Below are 22,576 nucleotides of genomic sequence, written 5' to 3' on the forward strand. Positions count from 1 at the left end.
GCAACTTATCGCTTAACATCATGCAAATAAAACAAAAAACAAAACCTGCCAACGCAAGTTTTGTCATTTTTAATTAAATGTTGTCAATCGTACCCGCAGGCAATACACTGATTACGCTGGCACGCTGAATTTTGATTGAGTTGGTTGGATTTAGGGCAACAACAGCATAATCGCCTTCAATCTTGGTAACTTTACCCATCAGACCGCCAGCAAATACCACTTCATTGCCGACTGCCAAAGCATCAACCATCGCACGATGCTGTTTTCTTTGCTTTGATTGTGGGCGAAGAACCAAAAAATAAAAAATCGCAAAAATTGCAATCATGGGTAAAATTTGCAAAAAAGCGTTTGGTTGGGCAGGGGCTGCTGCAGTAGCGTGAGCACTAGCGATGAAAAAATCTAACATATAAACTCCTTACTATGAATGAAAATTGGTCAGACAAAGACAAAAAATAACGCATATCATACCATAAAATCACTACATAACGCTATGCAATTCATCTAAAACACTCTATTTTGCCATGTTTTGTTCACCTTAGTGGTTACCATTGGCGACAAGAGCACAAAAAAGCTAAAAAAGTAGGTAGTGGCGACAAAGTAGGGCGAGACAAACGATACACAAGTGCGTTGTGTATCGTTATTCTTAAATGGGCAAGCACGCATCGCATCAATTTAGATGATAATCATCCATGAAAAATAGAAATTTGGCTTAAGACTTGCAGTTATGATGGATTTGCCTTAATATATTGGTTTATTTTTTTAGAACAAATTTTTATGCCCCGACACCGATTAAGCTTGACTTCTTTTTTTGTATTGCCTTTATTGCTTAGCACTTTATTCTTTACTAGCCAAGCAATCGCCAGTCAAGCCACGCCAGTAACATCTGCCAATATTGCGTTACTCATCTTTTTTATTTCCTTGTCTTTGGTTGCTTCTTTTTTGTGTTCTATTTCAGAAGCCACGCTACTGACGATGACGCCGTCCTATATTGATACACTACAAGAGACCAATCCCAAGATTGCCAATCTCTTGGCGGATGTCAAAGTTAACAATATTGAAAAATCCATTTCATCTATTTTAACTTTAAACACTGTTGCTCACACATTAGGCTCGCTTGGTGCAGGTGCTCAGGCAACCATCGTTTTTGGCGATATGTGGTTTGGCGTATTTAGTGCAGTCATGACGATTGCTATTTTGCTTGGTACGGAGATTATCCCAAAAACACTAGGCACAACTTACTGGCGACGCTTTGCTGTGCCTGTGGCATATTATGTGCGTTTTATCAATATTATTTTAATGCCAATTGTCTGGGTGGCAGAAAAAATCTCTCGTTTACTCACTCGTGGCAATACTGAAAATACTTTTAGCCGTCATGAATTCATCGCTCTTGCCAATCAAGGTGAAAGTTTGGGTGAGATAAGTGAGCTTGAGACACGCATCATCAAAAACTCATTGGCACTGAGCATGATAAATGTTGAAGATATCGTAACACCACGCTCGGTAACGATGGCGTTTGATGAGAGCATGACTGTCGGCGATGTTTTTGCCAACCACCCAAGGTTACCATTCTCACGCTTTCCAATTTTTGATGAAGATTTGGATAGTGCCACAGGCTTTGTCCTAAAATCAGACCTACTGATTGCTAAGGCTAATCAAGAGATACATACACCCATCAAAAAATTTCGCCGAGACATTAACTTTGTTTTTGCTAAGATGAAGCTGTTTGACCTGCTTGATTTGATGCTCAAAGAACGAGTACACATTGCTTTGGCGGTAGGTGAGTTTGGTGAAGTTAAAGGATTGGTCAGTTTAGAAGATGTACTTGAGACCTTATTAGGGCTTGAGATTGTTGATGAATTTGACCGTGTTGATGATATGCAGATTTTGGCCAGACAGCTTATGGAAAGACGCATGAGCCATATCGGAGCAAAGCTTGAAAACACAGATGTGCCAGAAGATACCAAATAAATATTTGATAGAATTTACGGTACATGAATACCCAATAATTGCAACAATTCGTTACAATCAGCCATCATCAGTTAAAGCACATCTGCTATTGTAGCTACAATACACCTAAAAACAAGGGCTTGTTATGAATACAACACAACACAAAGACCGCACAAAAACGCTACTCAAAAAAGGAGTGTATATTGGTGCTTTGGCTACCATCATTGGTACGCTGGGTAAAATGTCAGGCAAGCGATTGTTGCCATCAATGAGTATTGGTCTCATCACGGCTTTAGGGGCGACAACACTTATTTCATCGCCTGCCCACGCCATCAGTGAATCGTCCGTGCAGGCATATGCCAGTGCCATGAGTAACGCTGCCAATAGCAAAAACATCGGACAAGTTGCTCGCTTGGTGTCCAATGAAGCAATTATTTCTTTAACCAGAAACGGTAAAACCGCCAATTTGGATAAAAATAACTACTTGCAATTACTACAAACAAGCTGGGCAAAATCTACTAATTATCATTATGATATTGCCATTAGTGATATCATAGTTTCAGGCAACCAAGCTCGTGCCCAAGTCATCACCACCGAAACTTGGCTAGAAGATGGTAAGCCTGTCAAGTTGATAACCACTTCTCGTGTAACTTTGTCATCGGTGGGTGGTAGTGCGGTATTGCTACGCTCAGTATCACAAGTTGCCATCAATTAAGATGGGCAAAAGCGTTAAGCAACCAACACTTGCGGTTATTTGCTATCTATTTGCCGTCAGTTGTGCTTTATATAAGAAAAATTGGCGGTTTTTTGATATTTTTTTAGGATGGCGATTGATAATACTGAAAAAATAAGGCATTATTACCCCTTTCATTAAGCATCTTTTTTGTAATTTTTTCATATTCATATTTAAAGGTCTTTAACATGACGCAGCTGCCTTTGTCAAAAAAAACATCAAACCTATCACAAAAAACCCCAAAGCAATCACAACTACCAAAACCACTCACCTTAGCGGTATCTGCCTGTTTGTTGGCAGCGTGTAGCACCACCAACACCACGCCTACCCCTAGTACCGCATCCGTTAGCAAACCCATCGTTACCAAGCAATCCAAACCAATCTCTCAACCATCTAGACCGGTTGCCCAACCATCGAGTTATGCTGGCGTGCTTGATGAGGGCACGCTTGATGAGCTAGAAGAGTTGCTTCAAGCCACTGATATGAGTATGGTAGAAAGCGATGCTTTGACTGTTCAACGCTATGGCAACTTATGGGATAGGCTACGCCGTGGCTATCGCATGGGCGAGACGAATAATGCTCGCATTGAAGCACAAAAATCATGGTTCTATAGCCGTCAAAGTTATCTTAATCGTCTGACTGCCCGTGCTTCACGCTATCTATATCATACTGTAACCGAAGCTGAACGCCGAGGCATCCCCACCGAACTTGCTTTGCTACCCATCATTGAAAGTTCGTATGACCCATCAGCCACTTCAAATGCAGCAGCAGCAGGTCTGTGGCAGTTTATCCCTAGTACAGGGCGTATCTATGGTCTAAACCAGACATCAGGCTATGATGGTCGCCGTGATGTTATTGAATCCACTCGTGCTGCCTATGATTTTTTGACCAGTCTTTATAATCAATTTGGCTCATGGGAGCTAGCATTAGCCGCCTATAATGCAGGTCCAGGCAGGGTATCTCGTGCAATCAGAGCCAACGAAGCGGCAGGGCTACCGACAGACTACTGGTCACTCAACTTGCCCAAAGAAACCATGAATTATGTACCACGATTCATCGCTGTATCACAGATTGTGGCATCGCCATCTAGCTACGGAGTGAGTTTGCCTGCCATTGCCAACCATTCGCATTTTAGAACTGTGCCTGTCAACTATGGGGTAAGTCTGCAGGAAGTTGCTAGCGTAACAGGTGTTAGCTTTGATGAACTGCGTCTATTAAACCCTGCATTGATCAGCTTGATGGTGGATAGTGCAGGCCCAAATCGCATTGTTGTTCCTGACAGTCTAAGCAACAGCATCAATGCCAAGCTATCCGCCCTAACAGGCTATAGTTATCATGATGGTGGCAACTATGTTGCTACCGCACCTGCCCAAAGCACACAATATGTTCTACCAAAATCAGGGGCGGTTGCCAACACCAATTCACAAAAAGAGCTAATGCAGTCAAACACACTACCGACCACCATTGCTCAGGTAACCGCTAATAATACCATCGTCCAAGAGCCAGCGTTAACCCAAGAAGAGCGTGATTTTATCGCCACACAGATTCAGTCTGCCACACCAGAAATGGTGCAGGCGGTCAATCCTAATGATGGCAATATCAAGTTAGATGCAATACAAACCGCCCAGTCGGTATTGGAAGCTCGTGGACAAACTAAGACGCTTAGTTATTCTGCACCTGCAACTACCAAGAGTACACCGCCAGCCCCCACACCAGTACCACCACCTGTCGTTCATCATGCACCAACACCTGCTGTTAACACGCCTGTGATTGTACAACCAACGCCGCCAAAGAGTACGCCTAAACCAGTTGTTGCCAATCCTAAGCCGAAAACACCGCAAACACCGCCCAAGCCGAAAGTCGCTCCTGAAAGCTATACGGTAAAATCAGGCGACACACTGACAGGTATCGCTGCCGCACACAACCTAAGTGTCAGCCAATTGGCAAGCTATAATAACATTACAACCAACACTTATGTTCAGCGTGGTCAAAAACTTTGGCTCGTCCCTGGCAAAGTCAAAGAACAGCCTATCCAAGCAAGTACTCAAAAGCCGACTAGTGAAACCACGAAGTCCACTAACACCAAAACAACCAACTATCGTGTAAAAGCAGGCGATAGCCTAACCGTTATTGCACGCAGACATAACATCAGCTTGCATGAACTGGCAACGATGAATGATCTTGAGCCAACTTATGGCGTGCTTATTGGTCAAGTGTTAAAAGTACCTGCGGATACAACCGCCGAACCTACACGCTCATCTCAAGTAGCAACAACCAAAACCAATGCCAAGACCAACAGTACCGCTACCACGAATTATACGGTTAAGGCAGGAGATACACTAACAGGCGTAGCAAACAGTCTGGGTGTTAGCACTCAAGAGATTGCTGCCTTAAATGACTTTTCTCCGACCGCTAATCTCATCAGAGGTCAGACCATCAAAGTGCCTGCCAAGACAGCCACCGCATCAAAAACGACTGATAAAAAGTCAGCCATCCCAAGCAAATACACCGTCAAATCGGGCGATAGCTTGACATCGGTAGCATCAAAACACGGCATCAGCATTGATGAGCTAGCAGCTGCCAATAACATGACTCGCACATCAAATCTAATCTTGGGTGCAACCATCACGATTCCTGTAGCAGGCGATACGCAAAAACCATCCAAATCCGAACGCAGTGTTCGTTCAAGCACACCAAGCTTCCCTACCGAAAACTACACTGTACAAGCTGGCGATAACCTAACTGTGCTTGCCAATAAATACGATATATCACTTGCTGAGCTTGCCAAAGCAAATAACCTTTCGGCCAATGCACAGCTACGCCGTGGTCAGACCATCAAAGTGCCAAAGCTAACCACCACTTATAAGGTGAAATCTGGTGATAACTTGACTTCTTTGGCACGCCGCTATAGTATCAGTATAGAGCAACTGATCAAGATGAATAATCTTGAAAATAATACCAATTTGCGTATTGGGCAAACCTTAATTGTGCCAAATAAATAAAGCAAATGAAAAACACCCCAAAGCTCGATGCTTTTGGGGTGTTTTTTTATGACAAAAATCAAGCGGGATTATCAATGTCAATAAACTCAACCACAACACCAAGCTCTTGGGTAATAAGCTCGCCCAACGCACGAATGCCATCTTTTTCGGTGGCATGATGACCGGCAGCAAAATAATCCAAACCAAGCTCTCTGGCACTGTGTGTGGTTCGCTCTGAGATTTCCCCTGAGATAAAGGCATCACAACCCATTTTGGCTGCCTGTTCAATCATATCTTGAGCACCGCCTGAGCATAGGGCGATTTTTGATAAACTATGCTTACCGCTTGAAATATGTAGTGGTTTTCTGCCTAGTTTTTTAGTAATCTTGTCAGCAAAATCACTTGGCATAATCGGCAAACAAGTTGCTATATTGCCTATAGGGTGTTTTTCATGTGGGTATAAAGCACCGGTAATGGTCAAATCCAGATTTTGTGCCAGTAGGGCGTTATTGCCAATGATAGGGTGGGCGTCTAATGGCAGATGATAGGCAAGCATCGATATGCCTGATTTCATCAAAGTACGCACACGCCGACCTTTCATTCCAGTTAGAGAGGTAGGCTCTCCTTTCCAAAAATAGCCATGATGCACTAAAATTGCCTGTGCGTCTTGCTTTGCAGCTGCATCAATTAACGCCTGACAAGCCGTTACGCCTGTAATAATCTTGGTGATGGGAGTGTCTGCATCAACTTGCAAACCATTGGGACGGTAGTCGTTAAACTCGCAAACTTGTAGATAATTATCACAAAAAGTTGCCAAATCCTGTGGTGAAATCGCCATATAGCACCTTCATTTTCTCGTTAAATGTATTGATGAAACCATGAGTTTTTCGGCTAATTGTAACGACTTTTTATCTGATGTGCAAATAAGTCGCAAAAATCACGAAATCTTAACAAAAATTTTTAACAAAATTTTTAACAAAAAACCATTATTTTTTTATAAAATTTTAGCAAATTATTTTATCTTGTATCACCAACCCCAATCTTAGCCCAAAGTTTCTAATTCGTTATAACCCATAGGAAAGCCCATGAAACCAACCTTAGAACATTTTAAAAAATACGAACAAGGTATAAGCTTTTGGGTGGTCTTGCCGTGGCTGATTGCAGTAGCTTTAGCTTGCTGTTTACTTGTTTTTTGGTTATTTGCCAAAGTTGATGACAAAGCAGTTGCTATTAAAAATACAGCCACACCAACGCCCATCATTGAACAATCAGTCAGCACCGCCACACCAGTCATCTCTTATAAAAATGCGGTCAACCGTGCCGCCAAATCGGTGGTGAATATTTATACCACCCAAACCATCCAACACCCTTATATGAACGACCCTGCATTTCGTGAGTTTTTTGAGCGGTACTACGGCAATCAGATGCAACAGCAGGGTTCAAATCTAGGCTCTGGCGTCATTGTCTCAAAAGATGGCTACATCGTTACCAATGCCCATGTCATTAGTAAGGCAGATGAAATCATTGTCGCACTTAACGATGGCAGAAAAACACACGCCAAGGTCATCGGCAGTGATGAAGAGAGCGATTTGGCGGTCATTAAAGTGAATCTTAATGGGTTAGAGCCATTGGCATTTCGCAGTACGCCTGTCAGTGTTGGCGATGTAGCACTTGCCATCGGCAACCCCTTTGGTGTCGGTCAAACAGTAACACAGGGTATCGTCTCAGCACTTGGGCGTGCAGGGCTTGGCGTGAGTGTTTTCGAGGACTTTATTCAAACAGATGCTGCCATCAACCCTGGTAATTCTGGTGGTGCATTGGTGGATGCAGGCGGTGCATTGATTGGTATCAACACCGCCATCTATTCACGCTCAGGTGGCTCAATGGGTATTGGTTTTGCCATTCCAAACACCATCGTTGAACGAGTGATGAACGCACTCATTAAAGACGGTAAGGTCAGTCGTGGTTGGTTGGGCGTTGGAATTGCCCAATCTAATCATAGCCCCCTCAGCTTAGAATCCGCCCAAGGCGTCATCGTCTCACAAGTATGGGAAGATACGCCTGCTCACCGAGCAGGACTTAGAGTAGGGGATATCATTACCGATCTTGATGGCATACCAACCAATGACATCAACACCCTAACAGGAATTGTCGCTAAGCACACCCCAAATACCAAACTTGACGCTCAGATTTTACGAGATGGCAAGTCGCTCAAGATTAGCATTACGCTTGGCGAACGACCAAGTATCCAGCAGTAGCTTACTAACCAATAAAAACAGCCTGTCAATAATGCAGGCTGTTTTTATTGGATTTATCAATGTGTATTATACAAAATATCATCGTTTTTGTTAGATAAAACCGCTAACCAATCACTTTGAAAAACTGCAACAAAAACAAGATGCTAAATCCAGTCAAAAAGATAATACCACTAATCGCAAACCATTTCATACCAGAAGAAGTGGTTGGCTGATTTTTAATCAAAGAATAATTAAGATAAGCATAAATCGGTGCGGCAATAAATGCAACAATCATGGCAAATTTCAATAAAGCTGCCATTTGACCTAAGAAAAATGCAATAATGGCATAACCCATCACTAATGCAAAAGTTGTCCATATTTTGACATATTTTTCGGTAAGTTCAGTAGTGCCTTTCATGATGAGTGATAAGCTCTCAGCATTGGTGCGTCCATAACCATCAGCCGAAGTGATGACCGTACCAAACATACATAAAAAAGCAATGAAAGTTACCAGTAATTTTGACCAGTCGCCAATGGTCATTGTATACATGCTGATGAGCTGACCAACATAAGCACCACCTTGCATGGCAATCTCTTGACCTGAGCCATACTGTACAAAGACGCCCAACGCCAAGAAAAATAATGCCAGCACCACTGAAGTTAAATAACCCACATTAAGGTCTACCATGCCCTGATAACGACTCGTGTTATCCGTGCTAATCTTTTTGGCAGTCCAAACCGAGGTGATTACTGAAAATTCAAGTGGGGCAGGCATAAAGCCCATCAGTGCAACAACAAAACCCAAAGCTGATAGATTCCAAGGCGATGGCTCAATAAAATCAGGTGCGACCACCGATGCCTTGCTTGCTGCAATGATCACCGCAACAACCGTAGCAATGGTCAAGGCTGCCATAATCCATTTTGTCAAATTATCCAACACCTTATAACGACCACCTATCAGCAATACCCATGATGATGACATCACAATAGCTGACAACACCAAAGTATTCGTCTCAAAAGGCAATATATACCCCAAAATTACCGCACATAACAAGGAAACCGCACCTGTGGTGATGACACTTGAGATGGTATTCATCACAAAGAAAACCAATAGGTATAACCGAGATTTTTTTGCGTAACCAACCACTAGGCTATTGCCCGTATTGTACGCATACTCGGTGGCAAAACGATAAAAAGGGTACTTAAAAAAGTTTGCTAAGATGATTATGATTGCAAGCTGCCAGCCGTACAAAGCACCTGCTTGAGTTGATGAAATTAAATGCGAAGCCCCAATGGCTGCAGATGCCATCAAGATGCCTGGGCCAAATGCCCGCCAAGATAATTTTCTGTCGGTGCTGATTTGTGATAGATTGCTCACAAAACTCTCCTTAATCCAATTCAATATCAAAAATGATAGTGTAAATAAAATTGTTATATACTAAAACAAAAATGCTACAAAAACCATATTTTATTACTCAATTTTTACAAAATTAGCAATAAAGCTGACCAATCTTGGAATTTTTAGAATAACTGGGCAGATTTTCCAATATTATGGCAAATAAAAGAAGGGTTGGTTTGGATTAGATATCTAAGTAAACGCATACCTTGACATTTGAGTATCAGATATTTCAACACATAAAAAAGCAATTAATAAAAGTTATTTAATGTAATTTGAAGCCATCAAAGAAAACAAGAGCTTGTGGAACAATCCAAAAGTTGTAGTGCCTAGGATTTTCGTCAGAACAAAAAGCAGTAAATAAACAAAAAAACCCAAGTTTTTAAACTTGGGTTTTTATAATTCATACACTTACGCATATGAATTAGCTTTATGTTGCTAAGACCAGTCCTGACCAGTGAGCCTAAAAGAAAGAAGATTACATAAAACACTTGCTTAGCTTGTAATGTTTTAGCTGCCCACACGAACCCTAGAAATGCTATATTGTATGAGATTAATAATAACACAAAAATACTATCTGTCAAGAATTTTTAATTTTTTGATAGAATATGCTTTGGCAATGACAGGTCTGTTTGAGAAGATAGGTGAAAAATAGTTTATTTAACATAATATACATTATGCGAAGTATAACTAACCAAACCGGAGTTTTTTGGAATTGCTGGGCATCATGCCATCATACTTAACCAGATTCCAATATTGACGATAAAATTTTCTCAAAATTACAAATTAGCACAACCATTCACGCAAATTTTATTTTATAATAGATGTATGCTTTATCTGATTTGGTATCTTATCGGTGATTTTATGAAATTTGTTTATTTATCCTTGCTCATGGCATCTACCTTGCCATTCATCACTCACGCCCAAAGCCTACCAGTCAATCCCGACGCTCGCCTTAGTCTTGGTTTGAATGTTGCCTATGGCAAAAACGCTTATCAAGCAGACGATATTTTGGTCGTCAGTCCACATGGTTTTTATGACAACAACCGATGGTATATTGAAGGTGGTGAAGCTGGATTTTACCCTTATAAAGACAACAAGCACCATGCTCGCATTGGCTTGGCATATGATGGACCGAGTTTTAATCCCAAAAACTCTAAAGGCACACTACAGGGCTTGGATAAACGAAAAGCATCGGCACAAGCATTGATAAGCTATATGTATGTAAGCCCCATTGGCGGTTTTAAGGCAAAAGTTGCTACAGACGCCCTATCGCATCATGATGGCACTGTCATTACATTGTCGCATATTAGTCGTTTTGAGCACGATAAATTCACTATTTACCCCACCGTTGGTGTTAATTGGTATGATAAGAACTACAATAGCTACTACTATGGCGTATCCTCAGCTGAAAGTAATCGCACAGGCATAGATGCTTATCAACCTAATAGTGGCTTTGCCCCTTTTGCCTCAGCGATGATCAACTATGAAATGAAAGACAATATTACCTTATTTGCCAATCAACGCATAGAATGGCTTGCATCCGCCCAAAAAAATAGTCCAATGACCGACGACAAAATCACCAGTACCACAAGATTGGGCGTTAGCTATCGATTTTAAACAATGATGGGTATCTGGTTATGCCATACAGTAACCGCTCAGTATTTGAGCGGTTTTTTGTGGTTTAATCAGTACTGGCATTATGATTACTTGGTTAAGGGTTGTAATACCAGACTCTCTGCTTTTTTTACTGTCTCTTTATTGGCAATATTATTTGCCCATTTTTGCACATGTGGATATTCATCAACATTCAAGAACCGAGCAGCATTATAATGCTCACCAATATACAATTTACCCAGTATAAGCCAACCATACCAAGGATAAATTGCCATATCCGCCACCGTATATTCATCGCTAGCCACATACTCACGACTTGCCAAATGCTGATTTAGAACATCAAGCTGTCGTTTGGTTTCCATCGTGTAACGATTGATGGCATATTCTACAGGTTCTGGTGCATAAGCATAAAAATGACCAAAACCACCACCTACAAACGGTGCAGAACCCATCTGCCACATGAGCCACGACAACACTTCGGCATGCTTGGCGGTATCGGTTGGCAAGAATTTATTATATTTTTGGGCAAGGTGCAATAAAATCGCCCCGCTTTCAAAAATATTCACAGGCTCATCACCTGATCTATCAATCAAGGCAGGTATTTTAGAATTAGGATTGATTGACACAAAATCCGTACCAAACTGATCGCCTGCCACGATATCAATCTTATAGGCATCAAAATCTAAAAGACCTAACGCTTTTAGCTCCTCTAAGATGATGTTTACCTTAACACCATTGGGCGTATTTAGACTATATAGTTGATATGGTTTATCGCCTTTTGGCAGGATATATTCATGGCGAGCTCCTGCAGTTGGGCGGTTAGTGCCACCAAATTTACCACCCATATTGATGGCATTAAAATCCCAGACTGCTGGCGGTGTGTATGTTGTCATAAAAAATCTCTCTTTTGGGGTAATTTTCTTAATAAACTTTATGGGTTAAGTCCATGCTGATTGATGGGCAATTATGCCATTACTTTATACATTCAAAATAAAGACAATGGCTATACCAACCATCACCATGCCAATCACTTTATGATTTCATCTGTTTTTATGTTAAGCGACGGCATTCACCAAAAAAACCATCTTCAAAAATATAGCGGTGCCTATCTTTACCATCAAATTCAACCGAATGCTGATTATTAACTTCCATCAACTGCTCGACTTCTGCTTTGATGTCGGCAGTTGCTTGATCGCTCAGTTTTACCAAACTGTCGCCAATAAAATGATAAGTATAATCTTCATTGATTTTTTGATTGGTCATATACAGCTTATCATCTTGAACATGCCAATCATAAGTAATGCTTGTTATATTAAGAAAAGATTGGTATGGAGGTAAGGACTTATCAATATACTCTATCAGTTCATGAGCCCATCCATCTTGATGATAGCGAATTATATTTTTCGCATGAATGTTTTGCATTTTTGCTTCACACAGCCAGTCACCCACCAAATCATCACGGATAGATGACTGGGCGTGGCTAAGCGTTGCCAGCAGCACAGACAGGCTACATAATAGTATTTTTAGCATTAGATACTCCTTATTTATTCTTTTTAAAAGAGTGCAAGACAAGATGATTGGATTTCTTTGTTCGCTCTTTTTTAATTAAATTAAGTATAGCCAAGTCATACCTATTTTACAATCGTTGATACAAATAAAAAGGCAGTATGACACCGCCCTTTTATTTGTATCGCCAGTTAACTTATCTTTGCCTTTATAGCAAAATCTTGCGTGGGTCAGCAAGCAGTTTGGCGATATAGCGAGTAAATACGGCAGCATCAGCACCATTGATGGTGCGATGGTCGTAAGACAGCGACAATGGCAACATCAAGCGTGGCTCGAATTCTTTACCATTCCAACGAGGTTGGAAGGTTGACTCTGAAATACCCAAGATTGCCACTTGTGGGTGATTAACTAACGGCGTAAAGTAAGTGCCACCCATATTACCTTGAGATGAGATGGTAAATGACGCACCTTGTAAGTCCTTAGCACCAAGTTTCTTATCTCGTGCTTTTTTGGCAAGCTCACCAATTTCAATCGCCAACTGCTTAATGCCTTTGGATTGAGCATCACGAATGACAGGGACAATCAAACCATCGTCAGTTGCCACCGCAATCCCCATGTGTACAGATTTGCGGATAATCATCTGCGTGTTGTCATCTGATACATGGCTATTAAATTTTGGATGCTGTGTTAGAGCATATGCCACCGCCTTAACAATAAAGGCTAAGATGGTCAAACCCACACCCTGTGCTTTAAACTCTGTTTTTAGTTCATTACGCAAGTTTTCGGTATCGGTGATATCCGCCAAATCAAACTGCGTTACCTGTGGTAATAGCGTGTTTAGATTCAGTTGTGGAATCGAGACTTTTTGTAGACGGGTCAAATCCACTGTCTCAATCTCACCCCAAATCTCTTTATTGGACATATCAGGCAATGGCGGTAAGCTAATGCCAGTAGCTTTGGCAGGTGTGCCATTTGCCACCGATGTGGCTTTTGCTCCTGTCATGACTGACTTCACATAACCAAACAAGTCTTCTTTTAGAATGCGACCATGAGCCGCTGTGCCTGTAACCGCACTAATATCCACACCCAATTCACGAGCCAACTTACGCACAGCAGGCCCTGCGTGTGCATTGCGTGCTTTTTCATTCACTTGTACTTCAGATAACTTGGTGGCAGGTGCTGATGGTGCAACAGTGGCATTGGTTTCTGATTTTGGTGTATCTGCCTTTGGTTGTTGCGTTTGGGCCGGCTGTGCCTGCTCTGTCGCAACGGTTGTAGTAGCTGCAGCTGACTTGATGACCACAAAGGACTGACCGTTTGATACGCTATCGCCTGCATTAACCAAAATAGACTCAATCATGCCAGAAACAGGGGCAGGCACCTCAACCGATGCTTTATCCGACTCAACCAGTAGTAATGGCTGATTCTCATCAACAATATCGCCAACAGCCACTAAAATCTCAGCGACTTCGGCACTCTCTACACCCAAATCAGGTAGGTTATAGGTTTGGCTGCTAGCCACTTCGCTTTTGGTAGGCTGTGAATGCTCAACAACTGGGGTGGCTTGCGGTTGATTGTCTTGCTGAACTGACTGCTCTTCTGCTTGAACAGGTGTATTGTCCGCTGTATCTGTTGCCTCAACAGTTAACAGAATACTACCTTCGCTTACGCTATCTCCCACATTGATGGCAATAGCAGTAACTTTTCCTGAGACAGGCGACGGTATTTCTACCGACGCTTTATCCGATTCAACTAGGATAATGTTGTCATTTTCGCTGATCACATCACCGATATTTACCAAAATCTCAGCGACTTCGGCACTCTCTACACCCAAATCAGGGGCTTTAATTTCCATGTTCGTCTCCTTATTTTGGCTCTACAACTTGGTTGTCATTTAGGATTGGTGCATCAGCTTGATTCTTGATACGACCTTCGTTACTGATGACCTCGTCAGAATCCTCAACAAAGTCAGGCACTGGTGTTGGATTTTGATTGACCGATACCGCAGGAGCATCTGGGAAATAATCATAATGTGGTTGTGGCTGCCAAGCCGGTGCTTGATCCACATCAATCTCAAGGCTGTTGATGGCATCTAGAACCAAACGCACATCAATCTCACCTTCATCTGCCAATTTTTTCAATGTTGCCACAACAATATGTTCAGCATTCACATGGAAGAAATTACGCAACTGTTCACGACTGTCTGAGCGACCAAAGCCATCAGTACCTAGCGTGGTGTATGGACGGCTATCAGGTAACCAACCACGAATCTGTTCTGAATAGTTACGCATATAATCTGTCGCTGCAACCACGATACCTTTGTGCGGTGCAAGCTGTTTGGTTATCCAAGGTGTCTTAACCTCTTCGGTTGGGTGTAGGCGGTTATAATCATCACACGCCATACCATCACGAGTCAGCTCGTTGAAGCTAGTTACACTCCAGACATTCGCTTTGATACCAAAATCGTCATTTAAAATGCGAGCAGCTTTTTGAACTTCACGCAAAATAACACCTGAGCCTAACAACTGCACTTGGCTTGAACCGTTGTCTTCTAGAAGATACATACCACGCTTAATGCCTTCTTCAACACCCTCTGGCATGGCGTGATGTTGGTAGTTCTCATTCATCAAGGTAATGTAGTAGTACACACGCTCACCCTCACCATACATGCGTCTTAAACCATCGTGCATGATGACCGCCAACTCATAACCAAAGCATGGATCGTAGGTTACACAGTTTGGTACAGTGCCAAATAAGATATGACTATGACCATCTTGATGTTGCAAGCCCTCACCGTTTAGCGTGGTGCGACCTGCTGTCGCTCCGAACAAGAAACCTTGCGACTGCATATCACCAGCAAGCCATGCCAAATCACCGATACGCTGGAATCCAAACATTGAGTAGTAGATATACATGGGAATCATCGGCAAGGCATTGGTTGAATAACTGGTTGCCAAGGCAAGCCACGCACTCATTGCCCCTGCTTCGTTAATCCCCTCTTCTAGCATATGTCCATCTTTGGCTTCTTTATAGCCCATCAAAGCTTCGGCGTCTTCTGCAGTATAATTTTGACCTGCAGCAGAGTAGATGCCCAACTGACGGAACATACCCTCTAGACCAAAGGTGCGTGCCTCATCTGGCACAATTGGTACGACATATTTATTTAGCGCTTTGTCTTTTAATAGAGCTGATAATAGACGCACGAACACCATCGTGGTTGATTGCTCTTTACCTTTTGAGCCTTGTAATACTTGGTCAAAGATAGACAGCTCGGGAATTTGTAGTGGAATATGACCGCTACGACGAGCAGGTAGATGTCCACCCAATGCCTGACGGCGACCCATTAAGTATTTGTATTCTGCCGAGTCTTCTGATGGGCGATAAAATGGTAGTGTTTGTAGGTCTTCATCACTAAATGGCAAGTCAAAACGATCTCGGAAATATTTTAGACCTGTTTCATCAAGTTTTTTTAGCTGATGTGCTTTGTTCACCGCTTGAATTTGACTTGATAGACCATAGCCTTTAACGGTTTTTACCAAAATAACGGTAGGCTGACCTTTGGTTTTCATTGCTTCAGCATAGGCAGCATAGACTTTCTTTGGATCATGACCACCACGGTTTAGGTGCATCAATTCTTCATCGGAAAGGTCTTTGACCATCTCTGCAAGTTCTGGATACTTGCCAAAGAATTCTTTACGCACAAAAGCACCATCACGAGCAGTATATAGCTGATATTCACCATCTACGACCTCTTCCATGCGGTGTTTTAAAGCGCCTGTATGGTCTTTGGCAAGCAGACTATCCCAATGGTCGCCCCAGATTACTTTAATTACTCGCCAGCCGGCACCACGGAAGACAGATTCTAGTTCTTGAATGATTTTGCCATTGCCACGCACAGGACCATCAAGTCGTTGCAAGTTGCAGTTAATCACCCAAATAAGGTTGTCAAGCTTTTCACGACCTGCCATGCTAATAGCACCCAAGCTTTCTGGTTCGTCCGTTTCACCATCGCCTAGAAACGCCCAAATTTTGCGGTTTTCGTCTTTAATGAGCTTGCGGTTGGTTAGGTATTTTTGGATATGTGCTTGATAAATTGAAGTCAATGGACCTAGACCCATTGATACGGTTGGAAACTGCCAATAATCAGGCATTAGGTAAGGATGCGGATAACTTGATAGACCCTTACCACCCACTTCACGGCGAAAATTGGTTAACTGCTCTTCGGTCAAACGACCTTCTAAGAATGAACGAGCGTACATACCTGGTGCACCATGACCTTGATAATAAATCATATCACCGCCAAAGTTCTCATCTGGGGCACGCCAAAAATGGTTAAAACCTGTTTCATACAAGGTTGCTGATGACGCAAAAGTCGCCAAATGCCCACCTAACTCATCGTCATTTTGGTTGGCACGCATCACCATCGCCAAAGCATTATAACGCACAAGGGCACGCAACTTACGCTCCATGTGCAAATCACCTGGATAGGTTGGTTCATCTTCTACAGGAATGGTGTTGATATAGGCGGTATCTAGGCGGTTAAACGGTAGGCCTTCTTGCACCGCCATGTTATACAAGGCTTTTAGCAAAAATTGAGCACGCTCTTTGTCGGCATTTTTAATGACTGAAGCAAATGCGTCAAGCCATTCTTGGGTTTCGACATGGTCAGAATCTTTATAGTAAGTCGTCATGATGATTCCTTAGGAAGTTTCGCCAAATTGGCAGTGAATTGGTGCACCACCTCATTCTCTTTGTTGTGTTCTACAGAGATATTTGAGATTGTTTTGCACTTTTTTGATGGTTTAATATTATAAAGGCTTTTTAAAAAAAAGTTTATCGCTTTTAGAAAATGTAAAAATTATCAGTATTTTTTAAAAAAATACTGATTGAAAATCAATTTATTATAACATAAAAATTTTATAAAAATAAGAATTATAATTATTTATACAATAAAAAACTAAGACCGATCAGCGTGATGCTCATCGGTCTTTTTGTGGTTAAATTTACGCTTCGCCGGCTTGCATTTGAATGTAGTTTTGGATACCAATGTCTTCAATTTTTTCTAATTGAGTCTCTAGGTAGTCCTCATACTCTTCATTAGCATCTTTTAGCGTGATGAGTAGTTCACGAGAAACAAAGTCCCGTTTTTGCGTGCAAATGTCAATGGCGTTAAGCAATACATCATGCTTGCGTTTCTCTAAACGCAAATCACAGTTTAGGATTTCTTGAACATCTTCGCCGATAAGCAATTTGCCCAGCTCCTGCAGATTTGGTAGACCCTCAAGCAACAAGATACGCTCAATGAGTTCATCAGACCATTTCATTTCACGAATTGACTGATGGTAAAATACATCGTTTAATTCATTGATGCCCCAATTTTTAACGATACGAGCATGCAAAAAATATTGGTTGATGGCAATTAACGACTGATTCAATACCGAATTTAATGCACGGATAACCTCTTTATCACCTTTCATGACTTATCCTTAATTGTATGATTTTATCTTTATGAGTAAAGATAGTCTATCATTAGTGAGTTACTGTTGCCATGTTTGGTTCGGCGGTTTGACTTTGTAGGTAGTTTTGTAGCCCCATCAAGTCAATCAAACGAAGCTGTTTTTCTAGCCAATGAGCATGGTCTTCTTCGGTGTCTTTTAGCTGTCCGACCAACATATCACGAGTAACATAATCACGCTCTGCCTCACAAATGGCGATACCCTCTTTTAGATGCTCTTGTACAGCATATTCTAGGTCTAAATCACTTTTTAGCATGGCTGGCACATCAGCACCAATATTAATCTCACCTACTTGCATATTTGGTGTGCCGCCCAGCATAATGATGCGATTGATGAGCAAGCGAGCATGCAAAGTCTCATCTTCCATTTCGTGATAAATACGGTCATGTAACTTGCCAAGTTCCCATTCAGCATACATTTGCGAATGGATAAAATACTGATCTCTTGCACCCAGCTCACCTGCCAATAAGAAATTTAAATAATCAATAACTTTTTGAGACGACTTCATCATAAGCTCCTTTAATTAAACAAAACATGATTTCATACAGCATGGTTAATGAATATGATAAACGGAAAAATGAACGAACTACAATGGGTTTGGATAATGCTTAACCAACTTAATCTCGCTCACCGCTTAGCTTACTGCATTGATACTATCGTCTTATATTAACATAATCACCACAAAAATCATGTCAAAATTTGTATCACTAATGAACTGATAACGAAGTGCAATCTGCGAATGCCTCTCAAATTTACCAAGACATAAGCCTACCAACACAATCAAAGTCAAAAGATAATCATTTTAAAAAATATTTTATAACATATTGATTTTATTGATAAAAATAAAAAAATAACAACTCACAAAAGCAAGTTGTTATCATTTCATCATGATTGCGGTCATTTTATTCAAGAATGATTATTCATTAGCTATTTTAACCAATGCCCACCAAGCTAAACCACCCACCGCTTTCTTTATTCATAGAAACAATACGGTAATAATTTAATGGTAAAGATTTAATTTTTAGGTTCGGTGTTATTTGTAACATTAGCCTGCCATCACATCAATCGCAGGCAAATTGGCAAGATGCTCATCAACCAAATCTTGCACCATAGGAATACAACAACCACAACAAGTGCCTACCTGCAAAGTATCTTGTAGTCCCTGCACGGTCGTGATGCCTTGCACCATGGCAGTGTTGATTTGTGTGTCCTTGACATCATGGCAGATACATACATACATTATTATTCTCCCTAGGTGGCAACTCTCGGTTTATTGCTTGCTTGGATTTCACAACCGCATGATAGCAGAGATGATATATTAGCTGAAGCAATCGCTTAATTACTCGGATACTAATATAGCAAGAATAATTCTTGTTTGCAATAGTTTTTGAGAATTTTTCTTATATGATAAAGAAAATAAATAATAATATCCTTAACGATTGATAAAATCAAATATCCGACCAAAACACTCAGATTTGACAAGTTTGAATTTTATGATTGATTTGGTATCAAATATGGGCATTTTGTTTTGTGTTATTTTGTGGCATAATGGCAAAAAAATGATTAGATCTAAGGAGTGGTCATGATTAGTGTTTTTGATTTATTTAAAATTGGTATTGGGCCGTCCAGTTCGCATACGGTTGGACCAATGGTAGCGGCAAGTCGTTTTTTATCACTATTAGGCGAACGCATCAATCAAGTTAAGCAAGTGCGAGTGGATTTGTATGGTTCGCTATCTGCTACAGGCAAAGGGCACGCTACCGATACAGCAACAATCTTGGGTTTGCTTGGGCATAAGCCACGAACCATTGACACCACCAAAACCGAAAGCTATCTACACCCTGTCATGGAAGATGGCGTGATGATGCTAGGTGGCGTACAACAGATTGCCTTTGATTATGGTCGAGATGTTGTATGGTATGACGATGTTACCCTGCCTTTTCACCCCAATGGCATGACTTTAACCGCCTTATTTGATGAAGGCGAATCCATTAACCAGACTTATTACTCAATTGGTGGTGGCTTTGTGATGGACGATAAGGAAATCAATGCAGAATCAGTCCATGATGATGAATGTCAATACCCCTACCCATTTAGGCTTGCTTCTGAATTATCTGCCATCTGCGAAGCAAAATCATGGAATATTGCAGAGCTGATGCAACACAACGAAACTGCCATTAGAAGTGAAGAAGAAGTCAAAAACTACCTAAATGAAATTTGGGAAGTCATGCAGGCGTGCGTTACAGAAGGCTGTAAAAAAGACGGTATCTTGCCAGGCGGTCTAAATGTCAAAAGAAGAGCTAAAGCTCTGTATGATCAGCTATCCAAAGAATATGGCAAATCCACTGATGGCGGACTGTTAGCAATGGACTGGGTGGATTTATACGCCCTAGCGGTCAATGAAGAGAATGCTGCAGGCGGTAAAGTGGTAACCGCCCCCACTAATGGTGCAGCAGGCATTATTCCTGCAGTTTTGCATTATTATCGTGGGTTTATTCCTGAATTTAGTTATCAAGGCGTGCGAGATTTCTTGTTGGTAGCAGGAGCAATCGGTGCACTCATCAAACAAAATGCTTCTATTTCAGGTGCGGAAGTTGGCTGTCAAGGCGAGGTAGGTTCAGCCTGTGCGATGGCGGCGGCAGGACTTGCCCATGTCATGGGCGGTTCGGTCGCTCAATGCCTAAATGCTGCCGAGATCGGTCTTGAACATAACCTAGGATTAACCTGCGATCCCATCGCAGGATTGGTACAGGTCCCCTGTATTGAGCGAAATGCGATGGCATCGGTCAAAGCAATCAATGCTGCTCGCCTTGCCTTGCGTGGCGATGGTTCTCATCATGTCTCACTGGATAAGGCAATCTTAACCATGAAAGAGACAGGAAAAGACATGATGGATAAATACAAAGAAACTGCTCGTGGTGGTCTTGCGGTCTATGCCGACAACCGCATTCCGACCGCAAGCGTTGGCGTAATGGTGGGTTTTAGTCAGTGCTAAGATATCCATCAGCCCTAAAATCAAGCCAATAAAAAGAGCGATATGCTTTTTTATTGGCTAATTAAATACTTAGAGCAGTAAATACTTAAAACAGCAAGTTTTTAACAATTAAAGTAGCAGGCTTAATTAAGCTAAGTATCATGGATCGTAAAGCCTTGCACCTTCTTACAAAGATGCGGTCTTTTGGATAAACGCACATCAGTGCTTTTCTTTTTCTTTTTTATTATCATCTGGAACAACTGCCCGCACCACAGCCACCGTGCCTTTTACCACACCTTTGGTGGTCTTATAAGCAATTTTCACAGGTGTTGTTACAACCTTATGTACACAGGCTTGCAACACCAAGCCTGACAACCCAAGCGTTATTATCAATATCAATTTTTTCACGGTTATCTTATCTTTTTAGAACCCTAATCAGCTAGCTACGATAATCAGCATTGATACTGACATAATCGTGCGATAAATCGCAAGTATAAACCGTATCAACATAAGCTGTATCATACCCCAAATCAATACTGACAGTAATTTCAGGGCGATTCATCACCGCTTGACCTAGGCTTTCTGTATAGCCATCAACCAGACCGCCACGCTGACAGATGACAACTTCATCAAGCAAGACATTAACACAAGCCTGATCAATAGATGCACCCGCATAACCAACCGCCGCCAAAATCCTTCCCCAATTCGGATCAGACGCAAAAAATGCCGTCTTTACAAGCGGTGAATGTGCCACTGCATAAGCAACTTTGGTACAATCATTAAGACTTTGACCACCTGACACCTTCACCGTGATGAACTTGCTCGCTCCTTCGCCATCTCGTACGATAAGCTGAGCAATTTTTAGCATGACTTCTTTGATTAACTCAAATACTGCCTGATAGTGGGCATGATTTTCATCATCAATAAGCGTACCCACTTTTCCTGTAGCAATGAGCGTACAGCAGTCATTGGTTGATGTATCGCCATCAACGGTAATGCGGTTAAAAGTCTGATTGGTGAGCGTAGCTAGGATTCGTTGTAAGAGTGGCCGGCTGATATTAGCATCCGTTGCTACAAAACCAAGCATGGTTGCCATATTTGGACGAATCATACCCGCCCCTTTACTAATACCAGTAACAGTATAGGTTGTGCCGTCAATAGTCGTCTGCACGCTATGCCCCTTTGGCGTGGTATCAGTGGTCATGATGGCATAAGCAGCGTTTAGCCAGTTGTCTGCTTTTAGGTCTGCTAACGCAGCATCAAGCCCAGCGATAATGCGTTCGCTTGGCAATCGCTCGCCAATTACCCCTGTAGAATATGGCAACACCTCTACCATATCCACACCGGTTTTATTCGCCAAAGCCTGACAGACTGCCACCGCCCTATCAATCCCTTCTTGACCCGTAGCAGCATTGGCATTTCCTGTATTAATGACAAGATAGCAAGGCATAGTTTTGGAGATATGCGACCGAACCACTTGCACAGGGGCGGCAGCAAAGGCGTTTTGGGTGGTAACCACCGCCACATTTGCTTTGTCGCTAATCTCAAATATGCTTAAATCACGGCGATTTTCATAACGCACCGCCGCCTCTGCAATACCAATTCTCACCCCATTGATGGGCAATAAAGGCACTAAGTTTACATCACCTACAGGCATAAGACCTCTTTA

The 22,576-nt window shown here is 41.8% G+C and carries 18 protein-coding genes; 6 read left to right on the forward strand and 12 right to left on the reverse strand.

Features of this window, described 5'->3' with window-relative positions; all coding sequences use genetic code 11:
* Positions 1-73 precede the first annotated feature (73 nt).
* Positions 74-406 (reverse strand): preprotein translocase subunit YajC, encoded by a 333-nt coding sequence (gene yajC / locus L3D27_RS05465; protein ID WP_284674506.1) that lies wholly within the window; start codon positions 404-406, stop codon positions 74-76.
* A gap of 368 nt (positions 407-774) precedes the next feature.
* Here yajC and L3D27_RS05470 point away from each other — a divergent pair, with 368 nt between their 5' ends.
* The 3 genes from L3D27_RS05470 to L3D27_RS05480 all read left to right on the forward strand — a co-directional run bounded on the left by L3D27_RS05470 (position 775) and on the right by L3D27_RS05480 (position 5,682).
* Positions 775-1,968: a CNNM domain-containing protein gene (locus tag L3D27_RS05470; protein WP_373627253.1), complete on the forward strand. Its 1,194-nt coding sequence runs from the start codon at positions 775-777 to the stop codon at positions 1,966-1,968.
* Between the two features lie 124 nt (positions 1,969-2,092).
* Positions 2,093-2,662 carry a hypothetical protein gene (locus L3D27_RS05475; RefSeq protein WP_373627252.1) on the forward strand — a complete coding sequence of 190 codons (570 nt, stop codon included), beginning with the start codon at positions 2,093-2,095 and terminating at the stop codon, positions 2,660-2,662.
* A gap of 206 nt (positions 2,663-2,868) precedes the next feature.
* Entirely contained in the window at positions 2,869-5,682 is a 2,814-nt protein-coding gene (locus L3D27_RS05480; RefSeq protein WP_432481841.1) for a LysM peptidoglycan-binding domain-containing protein, read from the forward strand.
* 58 nt (positions 5,683-5,740) lie between these two features.
* Here the strand turns inward: L3D27_RS05480 and L3D27_RS05485 are convergent, their stop codons facing one another.
* Positions 5,741-6,499 (reverse strand): Nif3-like dinuclear metal center hexameric protein, encoded by a 759-nt coding sequence (locus tag L3D27_RS05485; protein WP_432480564.1) that lies wholly within the window; start codon positions 6,497-6,499, stop codon positions 5,741-5,743.
* Positions 6,500-6,746: 247 nt separating this feature from the next.
* Between L3D27_RS05485 and L3D27_RS05490 the strand changes: the two genes are divergently transcribed.
* Positions 6,747-7,919 (forward strand): trypsin-like peptidase domain-containing protein, encoded by a 1,173-nt coding sequence (locus tag L3D27_RS05490; RefSeq protein WP_432480565.1) that lies wholly within the window; start codon positions 6,747-6,749, stop codon positions 7,917-7,919.
* 103 nt (positions 7,920-8,022) lie between these two features.
* Here L3D27_RS05490 and L3D27_RS05495 read toward each other — a convergent pair whose 3' ends face one another.
* The gene (locus tag L3D27_RS05495) at positions 8,023-9,207 is read right to left on the reverse strand and encodes an NRAMP family divalent metal transporter (RefSeq protein ID WP_432481880.1); all 1,185 of its coding nucleotides are present in this window, start codon (positions 9,205-9,207) and stop codon (positions 8,023-8,025) included.
* Positions 9,208-10,158: 951 nt separating this feature from the next.
* Between L3D27_RS05495 and L3D27_RS05500 the strand changes: the two genes are divergently transcribed.
* The gene (locus L3D27_RS05500) at positions 10,159-10,914 is read left to right on the forward strand and encodes a MipA/OmpV family protein (protein ID WP_432480566.1); all 756 of its coding nucleotides are present in this window, start codon (positions 10,159-10,161) and stop codon (positions 10,912-10,914) included.
* A gap of 86 nt (positions 10,915-11,000) precedes the next feature.
* On the opposite strand, the gene yghU is transcribed toward L3D27_RS05500, so the two are convergent.
* The 7 genes from yghU to L3D27_RS05535 all read right to left on the reverse strand — a co-directional run bounded on the left by yghU (position 11,001) and on the right by L3D27_RS05535 (position 19,173).
* Positions 11,001-11,804 (reverse strand): glutathione-dependent disulfide-bond oxidoreductase, encoded by an 804-nt coding sequence (yghU, locus tag L3D27_RS05505; RefSeq protein WP_432480567.1) that lies wholly within the window; start codon positions 11,802-11,804, stop codon positions 11,001-11,003.
* A gap of 157 nt (positions 11,805-11,961) precedes the next feature.
* Entirely contained in the window at positions 11,962-12,441 is a 480-nt protein-coding gene (locus L3D27_RS05510; protein ID WP_284674515.1) for a hypothetical protein, read from the reverse strand.
* A gap of 184 nt (positions 12,442-12,625) precedes the next feature.
* Entirely contained in the window at positions 12,626-14,272 is a 1,647-nt protein-coding gene (locus L3D27_RS05515; RefSeq protein ID WP_432480568.1) for a 2-oxo acid dehydrogenase subunit E2, read from the reverse strand.
* A 10-nt stretch (positions 14,273-14,282) separates the two neighbouring features.
* On the reverse strand, positions 14,283-17,108 hold the full coding sequence (aceE, locus tag L3D27_RS05520; protein WP_284674517.1) for a pyruvate dehydrogenase (acetyl-transferring), homodimeric type: 2,826 nt from the start codon (positions 17,106-17,108) through the stop codon (positions 14,283-14,285).
* 312 nt (positions 17,109-17,420) lie between these two features.
* Positions 17,421-17,894 (reverse strand): bacterioferritin, encoded by a 474-nt coding sequence (gene bfr, locus L3D27_RS05525; protein ID WP_284674518.1) that lies wholly within the window; start codon positions 17,892-17,894, stop codon positions 17,421-17,423.
* A 52-nt stretch (positions 17,895-17,946) separates the two neighbouring features.
* Entirely contained in the window at positions 17,947-18,441 is a 495-nt protein-coding gene (gene bfr / locus L3D27_RS05530; protein ID WP_284674586.1) for a bacterioferritin, read from the reverse strand.
* A gap of 537 nt (positions 18,442-18,978) precedes the next feature.
* Positions 18,979-19,173: a (2Fe-2S)-binding protein gene (locus L3D27_RS05535; protein WP_284674519.1), complete on the reverse strand. Its 195-nt coding sequence runs from the start codon at positions 19,171-19,173 to the stop codon at positions 18,979-18,981.
* A gap of 342 nt (positions 19,174-19,515) precedes the next feature.
* On the opposite strand from L3D27_RS05535, the gene L3D27_RS05540 reads away from it, so the two are divergent.
* On the forward strand, positions 19,516-20,928 hold the full coding sequence (locus L3D27_RS05540) for an L-serine ammonia-lyase (RefSeq protein ID WP_373627240.1): 1,413 nt from the start codon (positions 19,516-19,518) through the stop codon (positions 20,926-20,928).
* A gap of 198 nt (positions 20,929-21,126) precedes the next feature.
* Here the strand turns inward: L3D27_RS05540 and L3D27_RS05545 are convergent, their stop codons facing one another.
* Entirely contained in the window at positions 21,127-21,315 is a 189-nt protein-coding gene (locus L3D27_RS05545; protein ID WP_284674521.1) for an NF038104 family lipoprotein, read from the reverse strand.
* Positions 21,316-21,346: 31 nt separating this feature from the next.
* A complete protein-coding gene (gene argJ / locus L3D27_RS05550; protein ID WP_432480569.1) occupies positions 21,347-22,564 on the reverse strand; it encodes a bifunctional glutamate N-acetyltransferase/amino-acid acetyltransferase ArgJ in 1,218 nt (405 codons plus the stop codon).
* Between the last annotated feature and the right edge of the window lie 12 nt (positions 22,565-22,576).

Source organism: Moraxella sp. ZY200743 (assembly GCF_050885545.1).
GTDB lineage: Bacteria > Pseudomonadota > Gammaproteobacteria > Pseudomonadales > Moraxellaceae > Moraxella > Moraxella haemolytica.

Coding starts and splice junctions, on each gene's coding strand:
- L3D27_RS05470 (WP_373627253.1), top strand. CDS start 775: ATGCCCCGACACCGATTAAGCTTGACTTCTTTTTTTGTATTGCCTTTA.
- L3D27_RS05490 (WP_432480565.1), top strand. CDS start 6,747: ATGAAACCAACCTTAGAACATTTTAAAAAATACGAACAAGGTATAAGC.
- L3D27_RS05500 (WP_432480566.1), top strand. CDS start 10,159: ATGAAATTTGTTTATTTATCCTTGCTCATGGCATCTACCTTGCCATTC.
- L3D27_RS05485 (WP_432480564.1), bottom strand. CDS start 6,499: ATGGCGATTTCACCACAGGATTTGGCAACTTTTTGTGATAATTATCTA.
- L3D27_RS05495 (WP_432481880.1), bottom strand. CDS start 9,207: ATGGCATCTGCAGCCATTGGGGCTTCGCATTTAATTTCATCAACTCAA.
- L3D27_RS05535 (WP_284674519.1), bottom strand. CDS start 19,173: ATGTATGTATGTATCTGCCATGATGTCAAGGACACACAAATCAACACT.
- bfr (WP_284674518.1), bottom strand. CDS start 17,894: ATGAAAGGTGATAAAGAGGTTATCCGTGCATTAAATTCGGTATTGAAT.
- L3D27_RS05540 (WP_373627240.1), top strand. CDS start 19,516: ATGATTAGTGTTTTTGATTTATTTAAAATTGGTATTGGGCCGTCCAGT.
- L3D27_RS05475 (WP_373627252.1), top strand. CDS start 2,093: ATGAATACAACACAACACAAAGACCGCACAAAAACGCTACTCAAAAAA.
- yajC (WP_284674506.1), bottom strand. CDS start 406: ATGTTAGATTTTTTCATCGCTAGTGCTCACGCTACTGCAGCAGCCCCT.
- L3D27_RS05515 (WP_432480568.1), bottom strand. CDS start 14,272: ATGGAAATTAAAGCCCCTGATTTGGGTGTAGAGAGTGCCGAAGTCGCT.
- L3D27_RS05510 (WP_284674515.1), bottom strand. CDS start 12,441: ATGCTAAAAATACTATTATGTAGCCTGTCTGTGCTGCTGGCAACGCTT.
- aceE (WP_284674517.1), bottom strand. CDS start 17,108: ATGACGACTTACTATAAAGATTCTGACCATGTCGAAACCCAAGAATGG.
- yghU (WP_432480567.1), bottom strand. CDS start 11,804: ATGACAACATACACACCGCCAGCAGTCTGGGATTTTAATGCCATCAAT.
- bfr (WP_284674586.1), bottom strand. CDS start 18,441: ATGAAGTCGTCTCAAAAAGTTATTGATTATTTAAATTTCTTATTGGCA.
- argJ (WP_432480569.1), bottom strand. CDS start 22,564: ATGCCTGTAGGTGATGTAAACTTAGTGCCTTTATTGCCCATCAATGGG.
- L3D27_RS05480 (WP_432481841.1), top strand. CDS start 2,869: ATGACGCAGCTGCCTTTGTCAAAAAAAACATCAAACCTATCACAAAAA.